Annotated in this window: 27 protein-coding genes; 14 read left to right on the top strand and 13 right to left on the bottom strand. The window is 71.2% G+C overall.

The window, feature by feature from the left end; translation table 11 throughout:
* From nirB to ACIQVI_RS09555, 4 genes are all read left to right on the top strand, one after another.
* Entirely contained in the window at nt 1–2,532 is a 2,532-nt protein-coding gene (nirB, locus tag ACIQVI_RS09570; protein ID WP_403593239.1) for a nitrite reductase large subunit NirB, read from the top strand.
* An 89-nt stretch (nt 2,533–2,621) separates the two neighbouring features.
* Nucleotides 2,622–2,912, top strand: a complete 291-nt coding sequence (gene nirD / locus ACIQVI_RS09565; RefSeq protein ID WP_373682719.1) for a nitrite reductase small subunit NirD — start codon at nt 2,622–2,624, stop codon at nt 2,910–2,912.
* 37 nt (nt 2,913–2,949) lie between these two features.
* Entirely contained in the window at nt 2,950–3,534 is a 585-nt protein-coding gene (locus tag ACIQVI_RS09560; protein WP_403593236.1) for a TetR/AcrR family transcriptional regulator, read from the top strand.
* Between the two features lie 98 nt (nt 3,535–3,632).
* Complete coding sequence (locus tag ACIQVI_RS09555; protein WP_403593233.1) at nt 3,633–4,397, top strand: SDR family NAD(P)-dependent oxidoreductase; 765 nt, start codon at nt 3,633–3,635, stop codon at nt 4,395–4,397.
* A gap of 16 nt (nt 4,398–4,413) precedes the next feature.
* Here the strand turns inward: ACIQVI_RS09555 and ACIQVI_RS09550 are convergent, their stop codons facing one another.
* Complete coding sequence (locus tag ACIQVI_RS09550) at nt 4,414–4,827, bottom strand: VOC family protein (RefSeq protein WP_403593230.1); 414 nt, start codon at nt 4,825–4,827, stop codon at nt 4,414–4,416.
* Between the two features lie 136 nt (nt 4,828–4,963).
* Nucleotides 4,964–5,419 (bottom strand): group III truncated hemoglobin, encoded by a 456-nt coding sequence (locus tag ACIQVI_RS09545; RefSeq protein WP_403593227.1) that lies wholly within the window; start codon nt 5,417–5,419, stop codon nt 4,964–4,966.
* 303 nt (nt 5,420–5,722) lie between these two features.
* Here ACIQVI_RS09545 and ACIQVI_RS09540 point away from each other — a divergent pair, with 303 nt between their 5' ends.
* Nucleotides 5,723–6,877, top strand: a complete 1,155-nt coding sequence (locus ACIQVI_RS09540) for an alkaline phosphatase PhoX (RefSeq protein ID WP_403593224.1) — start codon at nt 5,723–5,725, stop codon at nt 6,875–6,877.
* Here ACIQVI_RS09540 and ACIQVI_RS09535 read toward each other — a convergent pair.
* The 4 genes from ACIQVI_RS09535 to ACIQVI_RS09520 all read right to left on the bottom strand — a co-directional run bounded on the left by ACIQVI_RS09535 (nt 6,847) and on the right by ACIQVI_RS09520 (nt 13,129).
* Nucleotides 6,847–7,872, bottom strand: a complete 1,026-nt coding sequence (locus ACIQVI_RS09535; protein WP_351972600.1) for a helix-turn-helix domain-containing protein — start codon at nt 7,870–7,872, stop codon at nt 6,847–6,849. The genes ACIQVI_RS09540 and ACIQVI_RS09535 overlap by 31 nt on opposite strands.
* Nucleotides 7,873–8,507: 635 nt before the next feature.
* On the bottom strand, nt 8,508–11,219 hold the full coding sequence (ppdK, locus tag ACIQVI_RS09530) for a pyruvate, phosphate dikinase (protein ID WP_351970916.1): 2,712 nt from the start codon (nt 11,217–11,219) through the stop codon (nt 8,508–8,510).
* Between the two features lie 368 nt (nt 11,220–11,587).
* A complete protein-coding gene (gene dusB, locus ACIQVI_RS09525) occupies nt 11,588–12,724 on the bottom strand; it encodes a tRNA dihydrouridine synthase DusB (RefSeq protein WP_403593220.1) in 1,137 nt (378 codons plus the stop codon).
* Nucleotides 12,725–12,874: 150 nt separating this feature from the next.
* On the bottom strand, nt 12,875–13,129 hold the full coding sequence (locus ACIQVI_RS09520) for a DUF6243 family protein (RefSeq protein ID WP_403593217.1): 255 nt from the start codon (nt 13,127–13,129) through the stop codon (nt 12,875–12,877).
* 202 nt (nt 13,130–13,331) lie between these two features.
* On the opposite strand from ACIQVI_RS09520, the gene ACIQVI_RS09515 reads away from it, so the two are divergent.
* Together ACIQVI_RS09515 and ACIQVI_RS09510 are read left to right on the top strand one after the other, a co-directional pair.
* Nucleotides 13,332–14,390 carry an aldo/keto reductase gene (locus ACIQVI_RS09515; protein WP_403593214.1) on the top strand — a complete coding sequence of 353 codons (1,059 nt, stop codon included), beginning with the start codon at nt 13,332–13,334 and terminating at the stop codon, nt 14,388–14,390.
* Between the two features lie 37 nt (nt 14,391–14,427).
* Entirely contained in the window at nt 14,428–15,015 is a 588-nt protein-coding gene (locus ACIQVI_RS09510; protein WP_121829459.1) for a TetR family transcriptional regulator, read from the top strand.
* Between the two features lie 95 nt (nt 15,016–15,110).
* Here the strand turns inward: ACIQVI_RS09510 and ACIQVI_RS09505 are convergent, their stop codons facing one another.
* Nucleotides 15,111–16,493 carry a glycine--tRNA ligase gene (locus tag ACIQVI_RS09505; protein ID WP_403593211.1) on the bottom strand — a complete coding sequence of 461 codons (1,383 nt, stop codon included), beginning with the start codon at nt 16,491–16,493 and terminating at the stop codon, nt 15,111–15,113.
* Nucleotides 16,494–16,669: 176 nt separating this feature from the next.
* On the opposite strand from ACIQVI_RS09505, the gene ACIQVI_RS09500 reads away from it, so the two are divergent.
* The 4 genes from ACIQVI_RS09500 to ACIQVI_RS09485 all read left to right on the top strand — a co-directional run bounded on the left by ACIQVI_RS09500 (nt 16,670) and on the right by ACIQVI_RS09485 (nt 19,894).
* Complete coding sequence (locus ACIQVI_RS09500; protein ID WP_351970920.1) at nt 16,670–17,677, top strand: metal ABC transporter solute-binding protein, Zn/Mn family; 1,008 nt, start codon at nt 16,670–16,672, stop codon at nt 17,675–17,677.
* A gap of 26 nt (nt 17,678–17,703) precedes the next feature.
* A complete protein-coding gene (locus tag ACIQVI_RS09495) occupies nt 17,704–18,507 on the top strand; it encodes a metal ABC transporter ATP-binding protein (RefSeq protein ID WP_351970921.1) in 804 nt (267 codons plus the stop codon).
* 1 nt (nt 18,508) lies between these two features.
* The gene (locus ACIQVI_RS09490; protein ID WP_351970922.1) at nt 18,509–19,411 is read left to right on the top strand and encodes a metal ABC transporter permease; all 903 of its coding nucleotides are present in this window, start codon (nt 18,509–18,511) and stop codon (nt 19,409–19,411) included.
* A gap of 72 nt (nt 19,412–19,483) precedes the next feature.
* Nucleotides 19,484–19,894, top strand: coding sequence for a Fur family transcriptional regulator (locus ACIQVI_RS09485; RefSeq protein ID WP_403593206.1), 411 nt, complete (start codon nt 19,484–19,486; stop codon nt 19,892–19,894).
* A 103-nt stretch (nt 19,895–19,997) separates the two neighbouring features.
* Here ACIQVI_RS09485 and ACIQVI_RS09480 read toward each other — a convergent pair whose 3' ends face one another.
* The 5 genes from ACIQVI_RS09480 to ACIQVI_RS09460 form a co-directional block, all read right to left on the bottom strand.
* Nucleotides 19,998–20,504, bottom strand: coding sequence for a YcxB family protein (locus ACIQVI_RS09480; protein WP_351970924.1), 507 nt, complete (start codon nt 20,502–20,504; stop codon nt 19,998–20,000).
* A gap of 26 nt (nt 20,505–20,530) precedes the next feature.
* Nucleotides 20,531–21,355 (bottom strand): isoprenyl transferase, encoded by an 825-nt coding sequence (locus tag ACIQVI_RS09475; RefSeq protein WP_351970935.1) that lies wholly within the window; start codon nt 21,353–21,355, stop codon nt 20,531–20,533.
* Nucleotides 21,356–21,378: 23 nt separating this feature from the next.
* Nucleotides 21,379–22,128 carry a DNA repair protein RecO gene (gene recO, locus ACIQVI_RS09470; RefSeq protein ID WP_121829452.1) on the bottom strand — a complete coding sequence of 250 codons (750 nt, stop codon included), beginning with the start codon at nt 22,126–22,128 and terminating at the stop codon, nt 21,379–21,381.
* Nucleotides 22,129–22,216: 88 nt separating this feature from the next.
* The gene (locus tag ACIQVI_RS09465) at nt 22,217–22,432 is read right to left on the bottom strand and encodes a hypothetical protein (RefSeq protein ID WP_053646480.1); all 216 of its coding nucleotides are present in this window, start codon (nt 22,430–22,432) and stop codon (nt 22,217–22,219) included.
* On the bottom strand, nt 22,429–22,665 hold the full coding sequence (locus tag ACIQVI_RS09460; RefSeq protein ID WP_351970925.1) for a hypothetical protein: 237 nt from the start codon (nt 22,663–22,665) through the stop codon (nt 22,429–22,431). Before ACIQVI_RS09460 ends, ACIQVI_RS09465 begins: the two co-directional genes overlap by 4 nt.
* A gap of 117 nt (nt 22,666–22,782) precedes the next feature.
* On the opposite strand from ACIQVI_RS09460, the gene ACIQVI_RS09455 reads away from it, so the two are divergent.
* From ACIQVI_RS09455 to ACIQVI_RS09445, 3 genes are all read left to right on the top strand, one after another.
* Nucleotides 22,783–23,616, top strand: coding sequence for a Scr1 family TA system antitoxin-like transcriptional regulator (locus ACIQVI_RS09455; RefSeq protein ID WP_403593201.1), 834 nt, complete (start codon nt 22,783–22,785; stop codon nt 23,614–23,616).
* On the top strand, nt 23,598–23,864 hold the full coding sequence (locus ACIQVI_RS09450; protein ID WP_403593198.1) for a DUF397 domain-containing protein: 267 nt from the start codon (nt 23,598–23,600) through the stop codon (nt 23,862–23,864). The genes ACIQVI_RS09455 and ACIQVI_RS09450 overlap by 19 nt, the downstream gene beginning before the upstream one ends.
* Nucleotides 23,865–24,008: 144 nt before the next feature.
* Nucleotides 24,009–25,379 carry an FAD-dependent oxidoreductase gene (locus tag ACIQVI_RS09445; protein ID WP_403593195.1) on the top strand — a complete coding sequence of 457 codons (1,371 nt, stop codon included), beginning with the start codon at nt 24,009–24,011 and terminating at the stop codon, nt 25,377–25,379.
* Nucleotides 25,380–25,464: 85 nt separating this feature from the next.
* On the opposite strand, the gene ACIQVI_RS09440 is transcribed toward ACIQVI_RS09445, so the two are convergent.
* Nucleotides 25,465–26,157 carry a TerB family tellurite resistance protein gene (locus ACIQVI_RS09440; RefSeq protein ID WP_403593192.1) on the bottom strand — a complete coding sequence of 231 codons (693 nt, stop codon included), beginning with the start codon at nt 26,155–26,157 and terminating at the stop codon, nt 25,465–25,467.
* Between the last annotated feature and the right edge of the window lie 175 nt (nt 26,158–26,332).

The following is a 26,332-nucleotide window of genomic DNA, read 5'->3' as shown; positions in this document are numbered from 1 at the left end:
ATGAGCGCTGACGCTGACACCACCGCGCACGCCCCGACGATCGTCCTGGTCGGCCACGGAATGGTCGGCCAGCGGTTCCTGGAGGCGCTCGCCGACCGGGGCCTGACCGGGCGGGCCCGGATCGTGGTCCTCTGCGAGGAGCCGCGCCCGGCCTACGACCGCGTCCAGCTCACCTCGTACTTCTCCGGGAAGACCCCCGACGACCTGTCGATGGTCGGGGCGGGCTTCATGGCGGAGCACGGCATCGAGCTGTACGTGGGCGACGCGGCCGCGTCGGTGGACCGGGAGGCCCGGACGGTGACCGCCCGTTCGGGGCGGGTCTTCGCGTACGACACGCTCGTCCTGGCCACCGGCTCGTACCCCTTCGTCCCGCCGGTGCCCGGCAAGGACGCCCGGGGCTGTTTCGTCTACCGCACGATCGAGGACCTGCTGGCGATCGAGGAGTACGCGAAGACGGCGACGACCGGCGCGGTGGTCGGCGGCGGGCTGCTCGGCCTGGAGGCGGCGGGCGCGCTCAAGGGCCTCGGACTCGACACGCACGTGGTGGAGTTCGCGCCGCGCCTGATGCCGGTGCAGGTGGACGAGGGCGGCGGCGCGGCCCTGCTGCGCACGATCGAGCGGATGGGCCTGACCGTCCACACGGGGACGGGCACGCAGGAGGTCGTGACGGCGGACGGCGCCGTGACGGGCATGAGGCTGTCGGACGGCTCCGAGCTGGCCACCGACATGGTCGTCTTCTCGGCGGGCGTACGGCCCCGGGACCGGCTGGCCCGGGACTGCGGCCTGGCCGTGGGCGAGCGCGGCGGCATCGCCGTCGACGAGCTGTGCCGGACCTCGGACCCGGCGGTCTTCGCGATCGGGGAGTGCGCGCTCGCGGTCGACGGGCGGGTCTACGGCCTGGTGGCGCCGGGCTACGAGATGGCGCAGACGGTGGCGGCGGTCCTCGCGGAAGAGGCCGGTGGCGGCTTCACGGGCGCCGACATGTCGACCAAGCTGAAGCTGCTCGGCGTGGACGTGGCCTCCTTCGGCGACGCGCACGGCACGGCCGAGGGCTGCCTCGACGTCGTGTACTCCGACTCCCGCTCGGGCGTCTACAAGAAGCTGGTGGTGGACGGCGAGGGCGTGCTGCTCGGCGGCGTCCTGGTCGGTGACGCCGACTCGTACGGGCTGCTGCGGCCGCTGACCGGCACGGTCCCGCCGGTCTCCCCCGAGCAGCTGGTCCTCCCGGCGGGCGCGGGCGCGCCGGTGGCGCTCGGCCCCTCGGCGCTGCCGGACGACGCGGTGATCTGCTCCTGCCACAACGTCACGAAGCACGCGATCGGCCAGTGCTCCTCGCTCGCCGAGGTGAAGAAGTGCACCAAGGCCGGGACGGGCTGCGGCAGTTGCGTGAAGGTGATCGAAAAGCTGCTGCCGGCCGCCGCCGACCAGGGGCTCTGCGGCTGCTTCCCGTACGGCAGGAGCGAGCTGTACGAGATCGCCCGCACCCTGCGTCTGACCTCGTTCGCCGCGCTGCTCGACTCGCACGGGCGGCCGGAGGCGCGGGGCGGCGAGGGCTGCGAGGTCTGCAAGCCGACCGTGGGCTCGATCCTGGCCTCGCTCAACAACGGCTACATCCTGGACGGCGAGCAGGCCTCCCTCCAGGACACCAACGACCACTTTCTCGCCAACATGCAGCGCAACGGCTCCTATTCGGTGGTGCCGCGCATCCCCGGCGGGGAGATCACCCCGGACAAGCTGATCGTGATCGGTGAGGTGGCCCGCGACTACGGCCTCTACACGAAGATCACCGGCGGGCAGCGGATCGACCTCTTCGGCGCCCGGGTGGACCAGCTCCCCGCGATCTGGACCCGGCTGGTCGACGCGGGCTTCGAGTCGGGGCACGCGTACGGCAAGTCGCTGCGCACGGTGAAGTCCTGCGTCGGGCAGACCTGGTGCCGGTACGGCGTGCAGGACTCGGTGAAGATGGCGATCCACCTCGAACTGCGCTACCGGGGCCTGCGCGCCCCGCACAAGCTGAAGTCGGCGGTCTCGGGCTGCGCCCGCGAGTGCGCCGAGGCGCAGTCGAAGGACTTCGGGATCATCGCGACGGCGAACGGCTGGAACCTGTACGTCGGCGGGAACGGCGGCGCGACCCCGCGCCACGCGGACCTGCTCGCCCAGGACCTGTCGGACGCCGAACTGATCCGGCTGATCGACCGGTTCCTGATGTTCTACATCCGGACGGCGGACCGGCTCGAGCGGACGTCGACCTGGCTGGAGCGCCTGGAGGGCGGGCTCGACCACCTCAAGGACGTGGTGGTGCACGACTCGCTCGGGCTCTGCGACGAGCTGGAGGCGCTGATGGCGGCGCACGTCGACGCGTACCAGGACGAGTGGGCGCAGACCCTCGACGACCCGGAGCGGCTGCGGCGCTTCGTCTCCTTCGTGAACGCCCCGGACGCGCCGGACCCCTCGGTCCGGTTCGTGCCGGAGCGCGACCAGATCAAGCCGGACCTCACGTTCCTCACCCTGGAAGGGGTTGCCTCCCGATGACGACGCCCGAACCGTTGACGAAGCTCGAACCGCCGAAGACGCCCGAACCGCTGAAGACGCTCGAACTGTCCCTCTCCCCCGAGTCCTGGATGGCCGTCTGCGAGGAGTCCCGGCTGACCCCGGGGCGCGGCGTGGCCGCGCTGCTGCCGGACGGCCGGCAGGCGGCGGTCTTCCGGGACCGGTCGGGCCGGACGTACGCGATCGACAACCGCGACCCGTTCACGGGGGCGCAGGTGCTCTCCCGGGGCCTGGTCGGCTCGGCGGGCGGGCGCCCGTTCGTGGCCTCGCCGCTCCTGAAGCAGCGGTTCGACCTGGAGACGGGCCGCTGCCTGGACGACGACGGGGTCGCGGTGGCGGTGTATCCCGTACGCTCCCTGTGACTTGACCGCTCGTTCCAGAAAAGCCTAGGGTCGGGGCGTGGCCAGGACCAAGGAATTCGATCCGGACGCCGCGCTCCGGGCAGCCCTCGAACTGTTCTGGGCGCGCGGCTACGAGGCGACGACGATGGCGGACCTCGTGGAGCACCTCGGGGTGGGCCGCGCCAGCATCTACGCGACCTTCGGGAACAAGCACGAGCTGTACCTGAAGGCGCTGGACCGGTACGCCGAGAGCCAGGACCCCCGGCTCGTCGAGGAGCTGTCCGCGCCGGGCCCCGCCCTGCCGGCCGTCCGGGCGCTCGTCCGCCGCTTCGCCGCCGAGGCGGCGACCGAGGGCGAGCGCCTGAACGGCTGTTTCGTCACCAACTCGGCGGCGGAGCTGGGGCCGCACGACACGGCGGTGGCCCGCCGGGTCGAGTTGAACTGGGAGCAGCTGGAGACGCTGCTGCACGCGGCGCTGGTCCGGGCCCGCGCCGGGGGCGAGCTCCCGGCCGGCCGTGACCCGCGGGCGCTGGCCCGGATGCTCCTGGTCCTGCTCCAGGGCGTCCGGGTGGTCGGCAAGGCGTCGAGCGACCCGGCCAGGGTGCGGGACGCGGCGGAACAGGCGCTGACCCTGCTGGACTGAACGATCCGGGGACGGGCGCCCGCGAGGGTGCCCTTTCTTCGGCCCGAATATTGGAACGTACGGTCAAGAATGTACCGTCACGACAGAAGGAGCCCCTCGTGTCCGCACGCTTCACCGACCGCGTCGTCCTCGTCACCGGAGCCGGTTCCGGTCTCGGCCGGGCCGTCGCGCTCGCCTTCGCCGCCGAGGGCGCGAAGGTCGTCGCCGCCGGACGCACGGCGGAGACCCTGGAGGAGACGGTCGCCCTGATCGGGGCCGCCGGGGGCACCGCGGCGGCGGTCACCGCCGACGTGACCGACGCCGCCTCCACCCGGGAGCTGGTCCGGCGCACGGTCGAGCGCTTCGGCGGCCTGGACGTCGCCGTGAACAACGCGGGGATCTTCCGGGGCGGCGGCCACCGCGCCGCCGACCTGCCCCTGGAGGACTGGCAGGCACTGCTCGACGTCAACGTCACCGGGGTCCTGCACGCCCTGCAGGCCGAGGTGGCGCACATGCGGGCGCACGGCGGCGGGGCGATCGTGAACGTCTCGTCCAACCTGGGCCCGCACGTCCGGTTCCCCGGCGTCTTCGGCTACCAGGTCTCCAAGGCGGCGGTGTCGGCGCTGACCAGGGCGGCCGCCCTGGACCACATCGGCGACGGGGTCCGGATCAACGCGGTCAGCCCCGGCGCCTCGGAGTCCACGATGTCGCTGCGGCCCGGCGAGACCGAGGCCGAGCGGGAGGTCCGGATGAAGGGCGAATCGCCGCTCGGCCGGATCTCGTCCGCCGCGGAGATCGCGGCGGCGGTCCTCTACCTCGCCTCGGACGCGGCCGGCTCCGCCGTCGGCACCGACCTGGTGGTCGACGGCGGGGTGGCGGCCTGAGTCTCCGTCCGCCGGATCAGCCCTGGGAGGCGGCCGGGTCCATCCAGAAGACCTCCCAGTGGTGGCCGTCCAGGTCGGTGAAGGAGCGGCCGTACATGAAGCCCATGTCCATCGGCTCCTTCGCCGGGGTGCCGCCGGCGGCGAGGGCCGCGTCGGCCAGCTCGTCCGCCTTCTCGCGGCTCTCGGCGCTCAGGGTGATCAGGACCTCGGTGGCCTTCGTGGCGTCGGAGATCTCCTTGCCCGGGGCGGTGAACTCCCCGAACTTCTTCTCGGTGAGCAGCATCGCGAAGATCGTGTCGCTGATGACGAGACAGGCGGCGGTGTCGTCGCTGAACTGCGGGTTGAAGGAGTAGCCGAGCTTCTCGAAGAAGGCCTTGCTGGCGTCGAGGTCCTTCACGGGCAGGTTCACGAAGATCATCTGCGGGGCCATGGCGTTCTCTCTTCCTCGGTCGGCCGGGCCGCTCGGTGCGTTCCGGCGCTTTCGAGAGGTAAGACGGGGGCGCCGCCCGGAACTCATCGCCGCTCGGGAAAGAATTTTTCCACCCGGCCCGTCCGGCCCGCCGGGGTCAGGCCACGGTGCGCAGCCGGAGGGCCGCGAGGGGCACGAACCCGCCGCCCGCGCCTTCGGCTTCGGTGGACGCGTCCGTTCCGGCGAGCCGCCGCAGCATGGCCAGGGCGATCCGCTCCCCCTGCGCCTTGGCCCGCTCGGCCCTCGGCCCCCGGTGGAGCCCGTCGACGGAGGCGCGCCAGAGCTGGACCCAGCGCCCGAAGTGGGCGGCGGTGAGCGGCCGGGCGGAGTGGAGGGCGGCGTGCGGGGCGAAGGCGTCCCGCCCGTAGGAGGCGGTGCGGAACAGGGCGCGCTCCCAGAAGTCGGTGATCCCCGGCAGGTGGGCCTCCAGGTCGGTCCCGGCGACCTCCGTGAAGAAGGGCCCGATGAGCGGATCGGCGAAGGCCTCGGTGTAGAAGCGGCGCAGCAGCACGTCGAGGTCGGCGCGGTCGCTGATGTCCCGGGTGGCAGGCATGTCCCCAGTCTCCCCCGCGCCGCCCCGCCCGCCCAGTGCCGAAGGTCCCCGGAGGGACCCGCCGTCCGGAAGGCGCCGGACCCGCGCGGGGCCGCGACCCGGCCCCTCCCCCGTAACCCCTCCCTCGTAATCCCTCCCTCGTACCCGCCTCCCTCGTACCCCCTCCCCCATACCCCCGCCCGCCGTCTCCCGGTCACCGTTCGTTGACGCTCCGTCAATCCCCCGCTCCTAGGTTCCGGAGACGCGCGACCCCGTCGCCGACCGGTGCGACGGGGCGTTCACCATCCTTCTCGGGAGTGAGACGTGGAGCGACGCGGTTTCCTGCGCGGAGCGGTCATCGGTACCTCGGCCGCCGCCTTCGGCGGCAGCCTGTGGCACGGTGCGGCCTTCGCCGCCCCTGCCCAGCCCGGCGCCGGCCCCTACGGGGCGCTCGGCACGGCCGACGCGAACGGCATCCAGCTGCCGGCCGGGTTCACCAGCCGGGTGATCGCCCGGTCCGGCCAGACGGTCACCGGCACCTCGTACACCTGGCACAACGCCCCCGACGGCGGCGCCTGCTTCGTCGACGGAACCGGCTGGATCTACGTCTCGAACTCGGAGATCAACCCCAGCGGCGGCGCGAGCGCGGTCAGGTTCAACGCGTCGGGCACGATCACCGGCGCGTACCGGATCCTCTCCGGCACCCGGCAGAACTGCGCGGGCGGCGCCACCCCGTGGAACACCTGGCTGTCCTGCGAGGAGGTGTCCCTGGGGTACGTCTACGAGTCGAACCCGTGGGGCGGCACGGCGTACCGCCGGGACGCGATGGGCCGCTTCAAGCACGAGGCGGCGGCCGCCGACCCGGTCCGGAAGGCGATCTACCTGACCGAGGACGAGTCGGACGGCTGCTTCTACCGCTTCCTGCCCACCACCTGGGGCAACCTCTCCTCCGGCACCCTCCAGGTCTTCAAGGCGTCCACGGCCACGTCCGGCACCTTCACCTGGCAGAACGTGCCGGACCCGGACGGCTCCCCGACCGTCACCCGCAACCAGGTCTCCGGCGCCAAGCGCTTCAACGGCGGCGAGGGCTGCTACTACGCGAACGACACGGTCTGGTTCACCACCAAGGGCGACAACCGGGTCTGGCAGGTGAACCTCGCCGCCGGCACGTACGAGCTGGCCTACGACGACTCGCTGGTCTCCGGCGGCGCCCCGCTCACCGGCGTCGACAACGTCACCGGCACCTCCTCCGGCGACCTGTACGTCGCCGAGGACGGCGGCAACATGGAGATCTGCGTCATCACCCCGGACGACGTCGTCGCCCCGTTCCTGCGGATCAACGGCCAGTCCGGCTCGGAGATCACCGGACCGGCCTTCTCCCCCGACGGCAGGCGGCTGTACTTCTCCAGCCAGCGGGGCACGAGCGGCAGTTCCTCGGGCGGCATCACCTACGAGGTGACGGGCCCGTTCCGCGCGTAGCAGCGCAGGTCCACCTTCTTCTGCTGGGCGCCGCCGAGGAGGGCGGCGCCCAGCGGCGTCAGGGTGTGCAGGACCGCGTTGCCGTGGCGCAGGGTCGCGATGAGCCCGGCCTCGCGCAGGACGCCCGCGTGCTGGCTGGCCGAGGCGAGCGACACCCCGGCGCGGCGCGCGAGCTCGCTGGTCGTGCCGCCGTCCCCGATGGCGTGCAGCACCGTGGAGCGGGTCTGCCCGACGAGCTTGGCGAGCGAGGAGCCGCCCGGCGCGCGGACGGTCGGCGCCTCGCCGTGGGTGACGGGGTAGACGAGGACCGGCGGCAGCGCGGGGTCGCGCAGCACGACGGGCGTCCCCCGGCAGAAGTACGAGGGCTGGAGCAGCAGCCCGCGCCCGTCGAGGTGGACGTCCCGGTCCACCGGGTAGTCCGCCTCCAGGACGGGCGCGCGCCAGCGCAGCATCGGCGGCAGCGAGGCGAGCAGTTCCTCGGCGCCGCCGTCCAGGAGGGCCCGGCCCCGGCGGGCCCGGTCGGCCTCGACGCGGGCCCGGATGTGCGGCCAGTACGGCTCGACGACGGCCCGGTGGTAGCCGCGCAGGGCCCCCACGAGCCGGTCGAAGGGCTCCGCTCCCCCGTCGGCGAGGGCGCGCAGCGAGTGGGGCACGGTCCGTCCGCCGGAGCGGTCGGCGGCGAGCAGCGAGAGCTCTCCGCGGAGCCGGCCGGGGTCGGTCGCGCGGATCGCCTGGAGGCCCTCGTCGAGGCCGTTGACCCCCTCGGCGGGCGTCAGGAAGTCGGGGAAATAGCCCCTGCTGGGGACGAGGGCGGCGAGGATCCGGGTCTCACCGCCGAGCCGCGCCCGCGCCTCCGAGCGCCATTCTCCGTAGACGACCGGACCGCGTCGGTCCCTTAACCGGTGAAAGCTCAGAATCGTTTCCCACAGAACATCCGGCCGGGCCGCCGTCCGCACCCCCGCCAAGTCGTTTCCGGTGAAATGAATCCGCAGCATGAGGTCCCCACCTGTGCACTCGCAACCACCCCCGACGACGAGTATGCACAGCATCACTGCACGTTACCAGGGTGTTTCAGCCACAGTTGAAAAGCATCGCGGCGAACGGGGCGGAACCGAAAAGCTGTACGGGTCGGGCAGGAAACCTTCTGGACCGAGGTGACGTGGTGAAGACCGTGGGGGGCTTTGCCCGTCCGGCGGCGGTCGGCGAGGGTTGCGGCTCACCTGCCCGGCATCGGTAAAGGGCGTGGCCTCCGGGTGGGGATCCGGGGGCCGCGCCCGCCCCGCTCTTTGCGGCACGGAAACAGAAAAGTTCAATGGCCAATAATTCAATCGGCCGTAATTGAACACGAATCCACATCTGATCGACGGCCCGGCGAAATGAGCGGCCGCGCCCCGGGGAGAAAAACGACGGGACGGACACCTCCGCACAAAGGTGTCCGTCCCGTCCCTGTGAATCCGGAGCCGCCGCCCGCCGGTGAGGGTGGAGAAGAGGACCGGCGACGGCCCCGGGGGTTCGGTGAATCCGCTGCTGAACGGGGGTTCAGCAGGGATCGGGGCCCGCTCCTGAACCGGGGTTCAGGAGCGGTCGGGGCCTCCGGCCGGACCGGAGCCCGGCGGAGGCCCGTACCGCCTCAGCGGCTGTCGCTGCCCTTCGACTCGGCCGCCGCGCGGCCCGCCTCCAGACGCGCCACCGGGATCCGGAAGGGCGAGCAGGAGACGTAGTCGAGGCCCACCTCGTGGAAGAAGTGCACCGACTCCGGGTCGCCGCCGTGCTCGCCGCAGACGCCGAGCTTGATGTCGGGGCGGGTGGCGCGGCCGGCCTCGACGGCGCTGCGGACCAGAGCGCCCACGCCGTCCTTGTCGATGGTCTCGAAGGGGCTGACGCCGAAGATGCCCTTCTCCAGGTACGCGGTGAAGAAGCTGGCCTCCACGTCGTCGCGGGAGAAGCCCCAGACCGTCTGCGTCAGGTCGTTGGTGCCGAAGGAGAAGAACTCGGCGGCCTCGGCGATCTGACCGGCGGTCACGGCGGCGCGCGGCAGCTCGATCATGGTGCCGAGCGCCAGCCTGAGGTCGACGCCGGTCTGCGCCCGGACCTCCTCGATGACCTGCTCGGCCTCCTCGCGGACGATCTCCAGCTCCTGGACGGTGCCGACGAGCGGGATCATGATCTCGGCGCGCGGGTCGCCCTTGGCGTCGATCCGCTGGGCGGCGGCCTCCGCGATGGCCCGGACCTGCATGGTGAACAGGCCGGGGATGACCAGGCCGAGGCGGACGCCGCGCAGACCCAGCATCGGGTTCTGCTCGTGCAGCCGGTGCACGGCCTGGAGCAGGCGCAGCTCGTTCTCGTGCGGCTCCTTGCGGGACTCCGCGAGGGCGACGCGGACCGACAGCTCGGTGATGTCGGGCAGGAACTCGTGCAGCGGCGGGTCGAGCAGCCGGACCGTGACGGGCAGCCCGTCCATGGCCTCGAAGAGCTCCACGAAGTCCTGCTTCTGGAGCGGCAGGAGGGCCTTGAGGGCGTCCTCGCGCTCGGCGTCGGTGTCCGCGAGGATCAGGCGCTCGACGTACTGGCGGCGCTCGCCGAGGAACATGTGCTCGGTGCGGCACAGGCCGATGCCCTGGGCGCCGAAGCGGCGGGCGCGCGAGGCGTCCTCGGCGTTGTCGGCGTTGGCGCGCACCCGCAGGCGGCGGACGCGGTCGGCGTAGGCCATGATCCGGTGGACGGCCTGGACCAGCTCGTCGGCGTCGTCGGCGCCCGCGTGCATCCGGCCCTCGAAGTACTCGACGACCGGGGACGGTACGACGGGTACCTCGCCGAGGTACACCTTGCCGGTGGAGCCGTCGATGGAGACGACGTCGCCCTCCTCGACCACCTGGCCGTCGGAGGTGGTCATCCGGCGGCGCTTGGTGTCGACCTCCAGCTCCTCGGCGCCGCAGACGCAGGTCTTGCCCATGCCCCGGGCGACGACGGCGGCGTGCGAGGTCTTGCCGCCGCGCGAGGTGAGGATGCCCTCGGCGGCGATCATGCCGTCCAGGTCGTCGGGGTTGGTCTCGCGGCGGATCAGGATGACCTTCTCGCCCGAGCGGGACCACTTGACGGCCGTGTACGAGTCGAAGACGGCCTTGCCGACGGCCGCGCCCGGGGAGGCGGCGATGCCGCGCCCGATCTGCTCGACCTTGGCGCCGTCGTCGAACTTGGGGAACATCAGCTGGGCGAGCTGCGCTCCGTTGACGCGCTGGAGCGCCTCGGCCTCGTCGATCAGGCCCTGGTCCACGAGCTGGGTGGCGATGCGGAAGGCGGCACCGGCGGTGCGCTTGCCGACGCGGGTCTGGAGCATCCAGAGCTGCCCGCGCTCGATGGTGAACTCGATGTCGCAGAGATCCTTGTAGTGGGTCTCCAGGGTCTCCATGATGTGCATGAGCTGGTCGTACGACGTCTTGTCGATCGACTCCAGGTCGGCCAGCGGCACCGTGTTGCGGATGCCGGCGACGACGTCCTCGCCCTGCGCGTTCTGGAGGTAGTCGCCGTAGACGCCCTGGTGGCCGGAGGCGGGGTCGCGGGTGAAGGCGACGCCGGTGCCGGAGTCCGGGCCGAGGTTGCCGAAGACCATCGAACAGACGTTGACGGCGGTGCCGAGGTCGCCCGGGATGCGCTCCTGGCGGCGGTACAGCTTGGCGCGGTCCGTGTTCCAGGAGTTGAAGACGGCCTCGATGGCGAGGTCCATCTGCTCGCGCGGGTCCTGCGGGAAGTCGCGGCCGGTCGCGGTCTTCACGATCGCCTTGAACCGCTCGACGACCTTCTTGAGGTCGGCGGCGTCCAGGTCGGTGTCGCTGGCGACCTTCTTGGCGGCCTTGGCCTCGTCGAGCGCGTCCTCGAAGAGCTCGCCGTCGACGTCCAGGACGGTCTTGCCGAACATCTGGATGAGCCGGCGGTACGAGTCCCACGCGAAGCGCTCGTTGTCGGCCTGGCGCGCGAGGCCCGTGACGGACTCGTCGGAGAGGCCGATGTTCAGCACGGTGTCCATCATGCCGGGCATCGAGAACTTCGCGCCGGAGCGGACGGAGACGAGCAGCGGGTCGTCGGCCTGGCCGAGCTTCTTGCCCATCTTCCGCTCCAGGGCGTCGAGGTGCGCGCTGACCTCGTCGCGGAGCGCGGCCGGCTCGGAGCCGCTTTCGAGGTAGACCTTGCACGCCTCGGTGGTGATCGTGAAGCCGGGAGGGACCGGCAGACCGAGGTTGGTCATCTCGGCCAGGTTCGCGCCCTTGCCACCGAGCAGGTCCTTCAGGTCCCTGTTGCCCTCGGTGAAGTCGTAGACGAACTTCTGATCATTGTTTTCCGACACGGGCCACGACTCCTCGACGACTCGGTTGGCTGCCCTGACGGCGAGGAACATACCCAGATCGAAGGCTTCTAGGGAGGTACGCCTAGCGGTCAGCTGGTCTTAACCACCCATCCGCCAGCGCTTTGAAAGTAACCAAGAGGTTGCTTCCGTTTTCAGGTTCCGAAGTTTCCATGACCCAAAACAGAGCTGGATCGCTCATGTGAGCATCCATCCCGGCACTTGCGTTCAACTTGTGAACGCAAAAAGGGTGGCACCGGGTGCCACCCTTCAGGCGGTGCAGTCGCCCGTAACCTGCTCATGTGAGCACCTACCCCCTCAAGGGTGGCGAGGATCACTCCCCGGGAAAGGCCGGATCTCAGCCGCCGGACTCACCCGCCGGACGTGTCCAGCTCCGCGTCCTCGCTCACGCCGGAGCAGTCGTAGGGGTCCTTCAACCAGCCGTCCGGCAGGACGACTCGGTTGTTTCCGGACGTACGGCCCCGGGGGCCGTCCGCGCCGACGGGCCACGACTGGTCCAGGTCGAGCTCGCTCAACTGAGCGCTCAGCTCGTCCAGGGACGAGGTGATCGCCAGCTTCTTGCGCATCTCCGAGCCGACCGCGAAGCCCTTCAGGTACCAGGCCACGTGCTTGCGGAAGTCGATGACACCGCGTGCCTCGTCCCCGAGCCACTCGCCGAGCAGCCGGGCGTGGCGGACCATCGCGTCCGCGACCTCCCGCAGCGGGGGCTGCGCGTAGGCGCCCGTGCCCTCGAAGCCCGCCACGAGGTCCCCGAACAGCCAGGGGCGGCCCAGGCAGCCGCGCCCGACGACCACGCCGTCGCAGCCGGTCTCGCGCATCATCCGCAGGGCGTCGTCGGCCGACCAGATGTCGCCGTTGCCGAGGACCGGGATCTCCGGCACGTGCTCCTTGAGGCGCGCGATGGCGTCCCAGTCGGCCGTGCCGCCGTAGTGCTGGGCCGCCGTCCGCCCGTGCAGGGCGATCGCCGTGACGCCCTCCTCGACCGCGATCCGGCCCGCGTCCAGGAAGGTGATGTGGTCGTCGTCGATGCCCTTGCGCATCTTCATGGTGACCGGCAGGTCGCCCGCGTTGGTCACGGCCTCGTGCAGGATCGCCCGCAGCAGCGGCCGCTTGTAGGGCAGGGCCGAGCCGCCGCCCTTCCGGGTCACCTTGGGGACCGGGCAGCCGAAGTTCAGGTCGATGTGGTCGGCCAGGTCCTCGTCGACGATCATCCGGACGGCCTTGCCGACCGTCACCGGGTCCACCCCGTAGAGCTGGATCGAGCGCGGCTTCTCCGTCTCGTCGAACCGGATGAGCTGCATCGTCTTCTCGTTGCGCTCGACCAGGGCGCGCGTCGTGATCATCTCGCTCACGAACAGCCCCTTGCCGCCGGAGTACTCGCGGCAGAGGGTGCGGAAGGGAGCGTTGGTGATGCCGGCCATCGGGGCGAGCACCACCGGGGGCTGCACGATGTGCGGCCCGATGGCGAGGGGGGTGAACGCGGTCATCCGCCCATTGTCGCGCACGGCGGCGGTCGCCGGTCGGCCGCGCTGCCCGAACATGCCCGAGGTCACATCCGGGCGGGCGGACACGGGGGTACGAGGGAGGGGCCGGGGCGCGTACGTGCGCGCTTCCGGCCCCTCCGTCGCTTGTCGTGCCTACCCCTGGGCGGCGCCCTCGGGGGCGGCGCTCCGAGCGCCCTGGGCGTCCTGGACGTCCTGGGAGTCGTGGGAGTCGTGGGCGCCCTCGGCTCCTCCGGCGCGCTCGCGCATCTTCTTCAGCAGGTCCTGCTTCCGGTCGTCGGCCGTGCGCCGGTCGTCGGCGCGGCCCCGGGTGGTGGCCTGCTGGTCGGCGCGGGACAGCTTCTTGCGCTGTCCGCCGACGCCGAGGAGGTTGTTGCGGCCCTTCGCCATGGGGTTCTCCCGTCAGTGGTGAGGTGGTCGGTGGTCGGGCTCGGTCAGCCCCGGCGCTGAGCGCTCACTCGTAGATCTGGAAGAACGAGGACATGCCGGGGACGCTACCCCGGCCCCCTCCCGGCGGCACCCGATTTTCCCCGCACCACTCGAAGGAATGACAGATATTGAAATCTGTCATCGCCCGTGCCAAGGTTGAACCATGACCACGACACAGAGCACCTCCCCCACCCCCGACCGCGTCCCCACCCGCCCGCTCGGCGCCACCGGCCCCCGGGTCTCCGCCCTGGGCCTCGGCTGCATGGGCATGTCCGCGCTGTACGGCGAGAGCGACCGCGCCGAGTCGATCGCGACGATCCACGCCGCCCTGGACGCCGGGGTGACCCTCCTGGACACCGGCGACTTCTACGGGATGGGGCACAACGAACTGCTGATCGCGGAGGCGCTGCGGACCGCGCCCGCCGCCGCCCGCGAGCAGGCCCTCACCAGCGTGAAGTTCGGCGCGCTCCGCACGGTCGAGGGCGGCTTCACCGGCTACGACGGCCGGCCGGCCGCCGTGAAGAACTTCGCGGCGTACTCGCTCCAGCGGCTGGGCGCGGACCACATCGACATCTACCGGATCGCCCGCGTCGACCCGGACGTGCCGATCGAGGAGACCGTCGGCGCCATCGCCGAGCTGGTCGAGGCGGGACACGTGCGGCACGTCGGGCTCTCCGAGGTCGGCGCGGACACCCTGCGCCGGGCGGCGGCCGTGACCCCGATCGCGGACCTCCAGATCGAGTACTCGCTGATCTCCCGGTCCATCGAGGAGAAGATCCTGCCCACCGCCCGCGAGCTGGGCATCGGCGTCACGGCCTACGGGGTCCTGTCGCGCGGTCTGATCAGCGGCCACTTCACCCGGGACCGGGAGCTGGCGCCGGGCGACTTCCGGGGCATGAGCCCGCGCTTCCAGGGCGAGAACCTCCGGCGGAACCTGGACCTGGTGGAGCGGCTGCGGGCGCTCGCCGAGGCCAAGGGCGTGTCGGTCGCGCAGATCGCCGTCGCCTGGGTGCTGGCCCAGGGCGAGCGGTGGGGCGCGGACATCGTGCCGCTGGTCGGCGCCCGGCGCCGGGACCGGCTGGCGGAGGCGCTCGGCGCCCTGGACGTCGTGCTCGACGCCGCCGACCTGGCCGCGATCGAGGAGGCCGTCCCGGCGGGCGCGGCGGCCGGCGAGCGCTACCCGGCGGCGCAGATGGCGCACCTGGACAGCGAGCGGTCGTGAGCGCCGGCGGGTTCCGGCCGAAAGGTACTGTCCTTCCATGGCCGCCACCGAGACCCTGACCGCAGAGCGCATCCTCGAAGCCACCGAGGAGGTGCTCCGGCGCTACGGTCCGGCGAAGGCGACCGTGGTGGACGTGGCCCGGGTCCTCGGCGTCAGCCACGGCAGCGTCTACCGCCACTTCCGCACCAAGGCGGCGCTGCGCGAGGCGGTGACCGAGCGGTGGCTCTCGCGCACCGAGACCGCCCTCGCGGAGCTGACCGCGGCCCCGGACCGGCCGGCGCCGGAGAAGCTCCACGCCTGGTTCTCCCACCTCTTCGAGGCCAAGCGGCACAAGGCGGGCGACGACCCCGAGCTGTTCGCCACGTACAACGTGCTGATCGACGAGAGCAGCGGGGTGGTCGAGCAGCACATCGGCGTCCTGATCGACCAGGTGCGGTCGATCGTGGAGGAGGGCGCCCGGGAGGCGGAGTTCACCGCCCCCGATCCGGACGCGACGGCCCGCGCGCTGTTCGACGCGACCTCCCGCTTCCACGACCCGGCCTACGCGCCGGAGTGGCGGCGCCCCACGATCGAGACCGAGTTCGAGGCCGTGGTGGGGCTGCTGCTGCGCGGCCTGCGCGCCTGACGCCCGACGGGCCCCGGACGAACGGGAAAGCCCCCGGTTCCGTGGTCCGGAACCGGGGGCTTCGCCGTACTGCCGTACTACAGGGGTGGTGCGGTTCAGCAGCCGAGGAGGCGGCTGCCCAGGTAGCCCTGGATCTGGTCGAGGGAGACGCGCTCCTGCTTCATGGTGTCGCGCTCGCGCACGGTCACCGCGTTGTCCTCGAGGGTGTCGAAGTCGACGGTCACGCAGAACGGGGTGCCGATCTCGTCCTGGCGGCGGTAGCGGCGGCCGATGGCGCCGGCGTCGTCGAACTCGATGTTCCAGTTCTGGCGCAGGTCCGCCGCCAGGCCCTTGGCCTTCGGGGAGAGCTGCGGGTTGCGGGAGAGCGGCAGGACCGCGGCCTTGACCGGAGCCAGGCGGTGGTCGAGGCGCAGCACGACGCGCTTCTCCATGACGCCCTTGGCGTTGGGGGCCTCGTCCTCGGTGTACGCGTCGAGCAGGAAGGCCAGCATGGCGCGGCCGACACCGGCGGCGGGCTCGATGACGAACGGCGTGTACGACTCGCCGGTCTCCTGGTTCAGGTAGGAGAGGTTGGCGCCGGAGGCCTTGGAGTGGGCGCTCAGGTCGTAGTCCGTGCGGTTGGCGACGCCCTCCAGCTCGCCCCACTCGCTGCCGCCGAAGGAGAAGCGGTACTCGATGTCGGCGGTGCGCTTGGAGTAGTGGGAGAGCTTCTCCTGCGGGTGCTCGAACCAGCGCATGTTCTCTTCGCGCATCCCGAGGCCGGTGTACCAGTTCCAGCGCTGCTGCATCCAGTACTCCTGCCACTCCTCGTCCTCGCCCGGCTTGACGAAGAACTCCATCTCCATCTGCTCGAACTCGCGGGTGCGGAAGATGAAGTTGCCCGGAGTGATCTCGTTCCGGAAGGACTTGCCCATCTGCGCGATGCCGAACGGGGGCTTCTTGCGCGCGGTGGTCTTCACCTGGGCGAAGTTGGTGAAGATGCCCTGGGCGGTCTCGGGGCGCAGGTAGGCGACGGAGCCGGAGTCCTGGGTCGGGCCGAGGTGCGTGGCGAGCAGGCCGGAGAAGTTCTTGGGCTCGGTGAAGGTGCCCTTGTTGCCGCAGTTGGGGCAGTTGAGCTCGGCGAGGCCGTTCTCGGGGAGGCGGCCGTGCTTCTCCTCGTACGCCTCCTCCAGGTGGTCCGCGCGGAAGCGCTTGTGGCAGGAGGTGCACTCGGTCAGCGGGTCGGTGAAGGTGGCGACGTGACCGGACGCCTCCCAGACCTCGGTGGCCAGGATGACCGACGAGTCGATGCCGACGACGTCCTCGCGCGCGGTGACCATGTAACGCCACCACTGGCGCTTGATGTTCTCCTTCAGCTCGACACCCAGCGGCCCGTAGTCCCAGGCGGCCTTCTGGCCGCCGTAGATCTCGCTGCAGGGGTAGACGAAGCCACGGCGCTTGCTCAGGCTGACGATGGTGTCGATCTTGTCGGCGGCCACGGTGCTCTCTTCATTACGACGACGAAGTGCGAATGCCACAGGTTACCGGCGCCCGTACCCCCCGCATCAAATCGGTTCCGCGCGAGGAGGGGGCGCGGGACGCCGGGAGGTCGCGTGGGCCGGACCACACGGAAGGCAATTGACAACCGTTTCCAATTTTGTTGAAAATGAGTGTCATGAACGTACGTCGCCTGATACCCACCACCGCCCTCGCCGGAGCCGTCGCGCTCGGCCTCGTCTCCCTCTCCGCCTGCGCCGGGACCTCCGACGCCGCCGACGGGGGGAAGGGCGGCAAGCTGGACGTGGTGGCGTCGTTCTATCCGATGCAGTACCTGGCCGAGCGGATAGGCGGCGGCCACGTCTCCGTCGAGACGCTCACCAAGCCCGGCGTCGAGCCCCACGACCTGGAGCTCAAGCCGAAGCAGATCGGCGCGCTCGGCGAGGCCGACGTCATCCTCTACCTCAAGGGCATCCAGCCCGCCGTCGACGAGGCCATCGCCCAGGCCGGCGTCAAGAACACGGTCGACGCCGCCACCCTCACCAAGCTCGAAGCCCACGGCACCGGGGCCGGTCACGACCACGACCACGGTCACGGCGAAGAGGGCCACGAGCACGCCGACGAGCACGGGGCGGAAGAGGGCCACGACCACGGCTCCGAGGCCGGCACCGACCCCCACGTCTGGCTCGACCCCGTGAAGTACGCCGAGGTCGCCAAGGGCGTCGGCAGCGCCTTCGAGAAGGCCGACCCGGACCACGCGGCCGACTACAAGAAGAACACCGACGCCCTGGTGAAGAAGCTCGGCGACCTGAACACCGAGTTCGAGACGGGCCTGAAGAACACCGCGACCCGCACCTTCATCACCACCCACTCCGCCTTCGGCTACCTCGCCGAGCGCTACCACCTGGAGCAGGAGGGCATCGCCGGCGTCGACCCCGAGTCCGAGCCGAGCCCCGCCCGCATCAAGGAGCTCCAGGAGATCGCGGCCAAGGACAAGGTCACCACGGTCTTCTTCGAGACCCTGGCGAGCGACAGGACCGCGAAGACCCTCGCGGGCGACACCGGTCTGAAGACCGACGTGCTCGACCCGCTGGAGGGCATCACGGACAAGTCCCGGGGCAGCGACTACGTCGAGGTCATGCGTTCCAACCTCACCGCGCTGAAGAAGGCCCTCGGCGCCAAGTGACCACAGCACAGCAGGAGGTACGGCCCATGGCACAGGGAACCCCCGCCGAAGCCGCCGACACCACCGAGGCCCCCGAAGCCGTCGTCTCCGTCCGCGGGGCCACGGCGGCCCTCGGCGGCCGGCCCGTCCTCCGGGGCGTCGACCTCACCGTCCACCGCGGTGAGGTCGTCGCGCTGCTCGGCGCCAACGGCTCCGGCAAGTCCACCGCCGTCCGCTCCGTCATCGGCCAGGTGCCGCTGACCAGCGGCACGATCGAGCTGTTCGGCACCGAGCGGAGGCGGTTCCGCGACTGGGCCCGCGTCGGCTACGTGCCGCAGCGCACCACCGCCGCGAGCGGCGTCCCCGCCACCATCCGCGAGGTCGTCACCTCGGGCCGCCTCTCCCGCCGCCGCTTCGGCCGGCTCTCCCGGGCCGACCGGGCCGCCGTCGAGCGGGCCATCGCCCTCGTCGGCCTCGCCGACCGCGCCGGGGACTCCGTGGACGCCCTCTCCGGCGGCCAGCACCAGCGGGTCCTGATCGCCCGCGCCCTCGCCTCCGAGCCCGAGCTCCTGATCATGGACGAGCCGATGGCGGGCGTGGACCTGGCCAGCCAGGAGATCCTGGCCGCGACCCTGCGCGAGCAGGTCGCGGGCGGCGCCACCGTCCTCCTCGTCCTGCACGAGCTGGGCCCCCTGGAGCCGCTGATCGACCGGGCCGTGGTCCTGCGCGACGGCTGCGTCGTCCACGACGGGCCGCCGCCCGAGGCCGTCGGACAGCACGCCCTGCCCGGCCACGACCACGTACATCCGCACGCGGCCGGAGAGCCGCTCCGCACGGGACTGCTGACCTGACATGGAATTCCTCGAACCCGCCTTCATGCAGCGGGCGCTGATCGCCGCCCTCCTGGTCGGGATCACCGCCCCCGCCGTCGGCGTCTACCTCGTCCAGCGCCGCCAGGCGCTGATGGGCGACGGCATCGGCCACGTCGCCATGACCGGCGTCGGCCTGGGCTTCCTGCTGAACTCCAGCCCGGTCTGGATGGCGACCCTCGTCGCCGTCGCCGGATCGGTCGCGATGGAGCTGATCCGGGCGTACGGCAAGACCCGCGGCGACCTGGCGCTCGCGCTGCTCTTCTACGGCGGCATGGCGGGCGGCGTCCTGCTGATCAACCTCTCGCCGACCGGCTCCAACGCCAACCTCACCTCGTACCTCTTCGGCTCGCTGACCACCGTCTCGCCGGAGGACATCACCGCGATCTCGGTCCTGGCGGCCTTCGTGGTCCTGGTCACGGTCGGGCTGCGCCGCCGGCTCTTCGCGGTCAGCCAGGACGAGGAGTTCGCCCGGGTCACCGGCCTGCCGGTGCGCGCCCTGAACCTGCTGATCGCGGTCACGGCCGCGGTGACCGTCACCGTCGCCATGCGGGTCGTGGGCCTGCTCCTGGTCAGCGCGCTCATGGTGGTCCCGGTCGCGGCGGCCCAGCAGCTCACCCGCTCCTTCCGGGCCACTTTCATCGGCGCGGTCCTCATCGGCGTCGCCGTCTCCCTGTCGGGCACGATCACCACGTACTACGTGGAGGCCCCGCCCGGCGCAACGATCGTGCTGTACGCGATCGGGGTCTTCGTCCTGCTCACGGTCCTCGCCACGCCGCTCGCGAGGCGGCGGGCCCGGGCGGCCGAGGCGGAGGCGGCGGACCCGGCGGCCTGTGACGTACGGGTCCCGGCCGGGCGGCGGCCGGGCGACGACGCGAAGGTGTGAGCCGCGGCAGATCCCGGGGGCGCGGGGGGCTGGCAGAATGGCGGGGGCAGACAAGCATCCAAGGAGGCCCCCGTGGTGACGGCAGGACCCCCCGTACGCGGCCGCTCGACCAAGCAGCGGGCCGCCGTGTCGGCGGCACTGAACGAGGTGGACGAGTTCCGCAGCGCCCAGGAGCTGCACGACATGCTCAAGCACCGCGGCGACTCGGTCGGCCTCACCACCGTCTACCGCACGCTCCAGTCCCTCGCGGACGCGGGCGAGGTCGACGCGCTGCGCACCAGTGACGGCGAGACGGTCTACCGCCGCTGCTCGACCGGCGACCACCACCACCACCTGGTGTGCCGTCTCTGCGGCAAGGCCGTCGAGGTGGAGGGCCCGATGGTGGAGCAGTGGGCCGAGGCCGTTGCCGCGGAGCACGGCTTCGTGAACGTGGCGCACACGGTGGAGATCTTCGGCACGTGCGCGGAGTGCGCCCGGAAGTGAGCCGAGAAGTGAGCCGATGAGTGACCTGACACACCTGGGACACGCGGGAGGGCCCGCACCGGACGGTTCCGGTGCGGGCCCTCCCGCGTGCCGTGCCCGTACGTCACGCCCGTGCGGTGCCCCGGTCCAGGAGCGCCCGCAGCCGGTCGGTGTCGGCCGCGTCGGCGAGCCCCCGCTTGGGCAGGTAGGCGAAGCCGGTGCCGGACGCCCGGTCGGTGAAGAGGACGAAGAGCCGGGGCGTCTCCGCGTACCGGGAGAGCAGGGTCCACCGGATCGCGGTGTCGGTGTCCCGGGAGGTCCATCGCGCCCCGTCCTCGTCCACGAGGGCCCTGACCTCGCCCTGGGCGCCGATCAGCCGGTAGAGGCTCCGGGCGGTCGCCCACGGGACCAGCTCGGCGCACGCCACGGCCACCGCCCCGAGGACGGCCAGCGCGGCGGCCGTGCCGGGCTCCGGAGCGGGCGGCAGCAAAGCCAGGACGGCGACGAGGAGGGCGACCGCGCAGCCCCCGTAGGCGGCCCACCGCAGCAGCCGCCACCGCCGGGTGGCCCGCAGCCGGGCCCGTACCGCCTCGTGCAGCTCGCCGAAGTCCGGCGCGTAGACCAGTTCCATCCGTCCCCCTCCCCCGTCTCCGCGTCTCAGCGCTTGTCGAGGACGGCCAGGTCGGCCGGGTCGACGCCGCCGAAGCGGCGGTCGCGGGAGGCGTACTCGACGCAGGCGCGCCACAGGTCGCGGCGGTCGAAGTCCGGCCACAGCACGTCCTGGAAGATCATCTCGGCGTAGCTGCTCTGCCAGATGAGGTAGTTCGAGGTGCGCTGCTCGCCGCTCGGGCGCAGGAAGAGGTCGACATCCGGCATGTCCGGGTAGTACAGGTACTTCTGGAAGGTCTTCTCGTTGACCTTCGACGGGTCCAGCTTCCCGGCCGCCACGTCCCGGGCGATGGCCTGCGCCGCGTCCGCGATCTCGGCGCGGCCGCCGTAGTTGACGCAGAAGTACAGGGTCATGGCGTCGTTGCCGACGGTCTGCTCCTGGGCGATCTGGAGCTCCTGGACGACCGACTTCCACATCTTGGGCATCCGGCCGACCCAGCGGATGCGGATGCCCAGCTCGTCCATCTCGTCGCGGCGGCGGCGGATGACGTCCCGGTTGAAGTTCATGAGGAAGCGGACCTCGTCGGGCGAGCGCTTCCAGTTCTCGGTGGAGAAGGCGTAGAGCGAGAGGTTCTTGACGCCCATCTCCAGGCAGCCCTTGAGCACGTCCAGGACGACGCCCTCGCCGACCTTGTGGCCCTCGGTGCGCGGCAGGCCCCGCTCCTTGGCCCAGCGGCCGTTCCCGTCCATCACGCAGGCCACGTGGTTCGGCACCAGCTCGGCCGGGAGCTTCGGCGGGCGGGCACCGGACGGGTGCGGCTCGGGAAGCTTGTACTCCCGGCGCTGGCGCCCGAGGATTCCGCGTCGTGCGATGGCCATGGCGATGGATCTCCTACCTAGGTCTTCTCTACGTATCGCAGGGAGCGCAGGCCACGCTCCAGGTGCCAGTGCAGGTAGGCGGAGACGAGTCCGCTGCCCTCCCTGACGTGACGCGGCTCGCACGCGTCCGCCGTCGCCCAGTCGCCGGTGAGGAGCGCGCTGAGCAGGCCGATGGCCTCCGCAGAGGGTACGACGCTTCCGGGCACCCGGCAGTCGCCGCATATGACTCCGCCCGCCGCGACCGAGAAGAACCGGTTCGGCCCCTGGAGTCCGCATTTGGCGCAGTCCTCGAAGCTCGGCGCGTAGCCGTTCACCGCGAGGGAGCGCAGCAGGAAGGCGTCCAGGATGAGATGGGGGGCGTGCTCGCCCCGGGCGAGGGTCCGCAGCCCCCCGACGAGCAGGAGGTACTGCTGGACGGCCGGCTCGCCCTCGTGGTCGGTGAACCGCTCGGCCGTCTCCAGCATGGCCGTGCCGGCCGTGTAGCGGGCGTAGTCGGTGACGATCCCGCCGCCGTACGCGGCGATCGTCTCGCTCTGCGTGCAGAGCGGCAGGCCGCGCCCGATCAGCTCGCTCCCCCGGGCGAAGAACTGCACGTCCACGTGCGAGAAGGGTTCGAGCCGGGCCCCGAACTTCGACTTCGTGCGCCGCACGCCCCGCGCCACGGCGCGTACGCGTCCGTGACCGCGCGTGAGGATCGTGATGATGCGGTCCGCTTCACCCAGCTTCTGGGTGCGCAGCACGATGCCGTCGTCGCGGAACAGACTCATGCGGCCCATTCTCCCGTACGGCACCGACACCCGGGTCCGGGGCCGGGTGCCGGTGCCGTACGGGAGCGCTACGGGGCCCCGCCGCCGCTCAAGGCACCTCGCCCCGGCTGCGGGCGTTGACGTGCGCGGTGGACGCGCTCAGCCGCTCGGCCGAGGTCGCCTCCCGCACCCCCTCGGGGTCCACGTCCCACTCGCGCCCTCCGCCGAGCGCGCGGATCTGGACGTAGGGGCCCTCGTGCCCCATGACCCTCCCGACCCGTCCGGTGCGGATCTCGACGACGTACGACCCGATGGGCAGCGTCACGATCGACTCTCCTCCCTCGGCAGTACGGCGGCGGCGAGGAGCCGGGCCGTTTCCACCGTGCAGCATCCCAATTCCACGAGCGGCCTCGGGGGATCGGCGGCGAGGGTGACGACGTCGAGACCGAGCGAGGGAAGGGTGATTCCCGCGCTCGCGAGTGCCTCGCGCAATTCCGCCACCGCCGCCTGCGCGGCTCCGATCGTCCCCGTGGACGCCTTCGTGATGTCTTCCTTCACCAACGTATGCCTTTCTGAATCCATTTCCCGCTTCGCCTCTCCAGGGTGACCCCTGATCCGTAGAATCGGCAGCTGCGCATGCCGTACAACTGCGGGGTAGGGCAGGGGAGTTAAGCCATGGCCAGAGGCAAGCGGCAGGACGTGTGGGAGTTCTTCGGGGACCTCCTGAAGGAACGCAGGGAGGGGGCGGGGCTCTCGCAGAGCGAACTGGGCGGACGGGTGTTCGTCTCGGGCGCCTACATCGGCCTGTTCGAGCAGGGAATTCGAAAACCCCAACTGGACGTCGCGAAAAGAATCGACGAGGTCCTACAAACCGGCGGTATTTTCGAACGCACCTGGCGCAAGCTCATCGACAAGTCGCCGTACGCGTCCTATTTTCACGCGGTCGCGGAGCTGGAGGCCGTGGCGACGAAGATCTGCGAGTTCGCGCCGACGGTCATCCCGGGTCTGATGCAGACGGGGGCGTACGCGCGGGCGGTGACGCTGGCGGTTCACCCCTTCGCGGCAGAGGCTTACGTCGAGGAGAAGGTCACCTCTCGGCTGGACCGAGCCCAGATCCTGCAGAGCACTACAAGGCCCGAGTATTGGGTGATCCTGCACGAGAACGCGATTCTCACCCCGGTCGGCGGCCCGGCAGCCATGGCGGAACAGCTCGACCACATCGCGACCCTGATCCGGAACCGGTGGGCGTTGGTGACCGTCCTGCCGCGCGAGGCCGGCGCACACGCGCACATGACCGGCACGCTCAAGCTCATGGAGTTCGAGGACCAGCCGCCAACGGCCTATACAGAGACGGAGTTTTCGGGGACTCTCCTCGACGATCCGGCGGTGGTGAAGCAGGCACAGCGCGCCTACGATCTGCTCAGGGTCGTCACGCTGTCGCCGGAGGCGTCCCTCGCACTGATCGAGTCGGCGGCGGAGGACTACAGACGATGCGCGAGTACGACCTGACCCACGCCAACTGGTTCAAGAGCTCCTACAGCAACGGTTCGGGCGGCGACTGCGTCGAAGTCTCGTACGACTTCACGAGCGCCGCCTGGCGCAAGAGCAGCTACAGCAACGGCGACGGCGGCAACTGCGTCGAGGTCCTGGACGACGTCCCCGGTGTCGTCCCCGTCCGGGACAGCAAGAACCCCGGCCCCGTCCTCGTCGTGCGGGCCGACGCCTGGGCGGCTTTCGTGGGGCACCTGGCCGGATGACCCCCAAGGCCCCCCTTGGGAAGTCATAAGTCCGCCTTATGACCTCATAGACAGGGGCGGGGTACCGCTCCGGGTCGTGCATTATTTAGGGTGACCTAAGTGTCGGCGGCTTCGCCGCCATGTCGCTGCGAAGGGAACCCAGTCATGCCCCGCCCCCTCCGGGTCGCGATCGTCGGCGCCGGCCCCGCCGGAATCTACGCCGCCGATGCGCTGCTGAAGTCCGAGGCCGCCGCCGAACCGGGCGTGTCGATCGACATCTTCGAGCGGATGCCGGCGCCCTTCGGCCTCATCCGCTACGGCGTCGCCCCCGACCACCCGCGCATCAAGGGCATCATCACCGCGCTGCACCAGGTGCTCGACAAGCCGCAGGTCCGCCTGTTCGGCAACGTCGACTACGGCACCGACGTGCACCTGGACGACCTGCGCTCCTTCTACGACGCCGTGGTCTTCTCGACCGGCGCCATGGCGGACCGCGAGCTGAAGATCCCCGGCGTGGAGCTGGACGGCTGCCTCGGCGCCGCCGACTTCGCCTCCTGGTACGACGGCCACCCGGACGTCCCGCGCACCTGGGACCTGTCCGCCGAGAAGGTCGCCGTCCTCGGCGTCGGCAACGTGGCGCTCGACATCGCCCGCATCCTGGCGAAGACGGCGGACGAGCTGCTGCCGACCGAGATCCCGGCCAACGTCTACGAGGGCCTGAAGGCCAACAAGGCCCTGGAAGTCCACGTCTTCGGCCGTCGCGGCCCGGCGCAGGCGAAGTTCAGCCCCATGGAGCTGCGCGAGCTGGACCACTCCCCCAACATCGAGGTCATCGTCAACCCCGAGGACATCGACTACGACGAGGGCTCGATCGCGGACCGCCGCAAGAACAAGCAGACCGACATGGTCGCGAAGACCCTGGAGAACTGGGCGATCCGCGACATCGGCGACCGCCCGCACAAGCTCTTCCTGCACTTCTTCGAGTCCCCGGTCGAGGTCCTCGGCGAGGACGGCAAGGTCGTCGGCCTGCGCACCGAGCGCACCGAGCTGGACGGCACCGGCAACGTCAAGGGCACCGGACAGACCACCGACTGGGACGTCCAGGCCGTCTACCGCGCGGTCGGCTACCTCTCGGACGAGCTGCCCAAGCTCCCCTGGGACGCCGTCAGCGGCACCGTCCCGGACGAGGGCGGCCGGGTGATCCAGGAGAACGGCGAGCACCTGGCGTCGACCTACGTCACCGGCTGGATCCGGCGCGGCCCGGTCGGCCTCATCGGCCACACCAAGGGCGACGCCAACGAGACCGTGGCGAACCTCCTGGACGACTTCGCGAACGGGCGCCTGCTCGCCCCGGCCACCCCGGAGACGGACGCCGTCGTGTCCTTCCTGGAGGGCAAGGGCATCACGTACACGACGTGGGAGGGCTGGTACGCCCTGGACGCCGCCGAGAAGGCGCTCGGCGAGCCGCAGGGCCGCGAGCGCGTGAAGATCGTGGAGCGCGAGGACATGCTGCGCGCGAGCGGCGCCATCCAGTAACCGTCGTCGCGCCGGTACGTCGACCGCGAGGGCTCGGAGCGGATCCGGGTCCTCGCGGAGCCGTTCCCCCCGGCCCCTCCCGGGATCAGGAGACGGTCCGCGCGGAGGCGAGGAGCCGGACGGTGTCGTCCGGGGGCAGCGAGAGCGCGTTGCCGACGGTGCCGAGGACCTCCATCTCGGCCGGGCTGTAGGCGCCGTCGGCCAGGGCGATCCGGGCGGCCTGGACGAGGATCGACTCCCGCCCGGAGGGGGCCAGGTGCGGGGCGAGCGGCTCCAGGGCCTCGTGGATCTCGATCGCGAGGAGCGTGCCCTCGGGGTTCACCTCGGGCATGAAGCGGCCCGTGTCGGCCTCCAGGGCCTCGACCAGGTCCACGAGCTGGACGGCCGTGCACTCCGCGAACCCGGCGGACCTGACGGCGCTGACGGCCCGGTCCAGGACGGCGCGGGAGCCGGTGCCGCCGGCCGCGAGGACGGCCAGGGCGACGGTGTGCACCCCGTCCCGCAGCATCGCGGAGAAACGGCTGGTCGTCGGGCGGTCGAGCACCTCCGTACCGAAGTGCGTGTGACAGGCCGCGCATTCGATCACGGGGCCCGTACAGCCCCGGGGCAGGACGGGGACGCCCAGGACGGCGAACCTGCGACGGCCGGTGCGCCGCCGGTAGTTGCGGTCGCCCCCGCACTCCTCGCAGAAGAACTCCCCGTCCCCGACGGTGTTCCAGGAGGTGCGAACCCCGCAGATGCCCATTTTCCCACCACGTGAATTCCGGGCAGACCGCATACGCACCTCCTCGACGCCCCGGCTGCACTGCCGGCGTGGGCGTGATGTTAGCCACATCCGTGATGTGGCGTCAGCACCCCGGAAGCAGTTCACCGTGGAGATGGCCGAGACACGTCACCGTTCGAACGCCGGGACATCACTCTCCGGAGTGGTCCCGCGCGCCCCCTCACGCCCT

The organism is Streptomyces sp. NPDC098101, assembly GCF_044760185.1.
Classification (GTDB): Bacteria; Actinomycetota; Actinomycetes; order Streptomycetales; family Streptomycetaceae; genus Streptomyces.
Note: the sequence above shows the minus strand (reverse complement) of the source record. Positions and strands in the feature narration are given on the sequence as shown.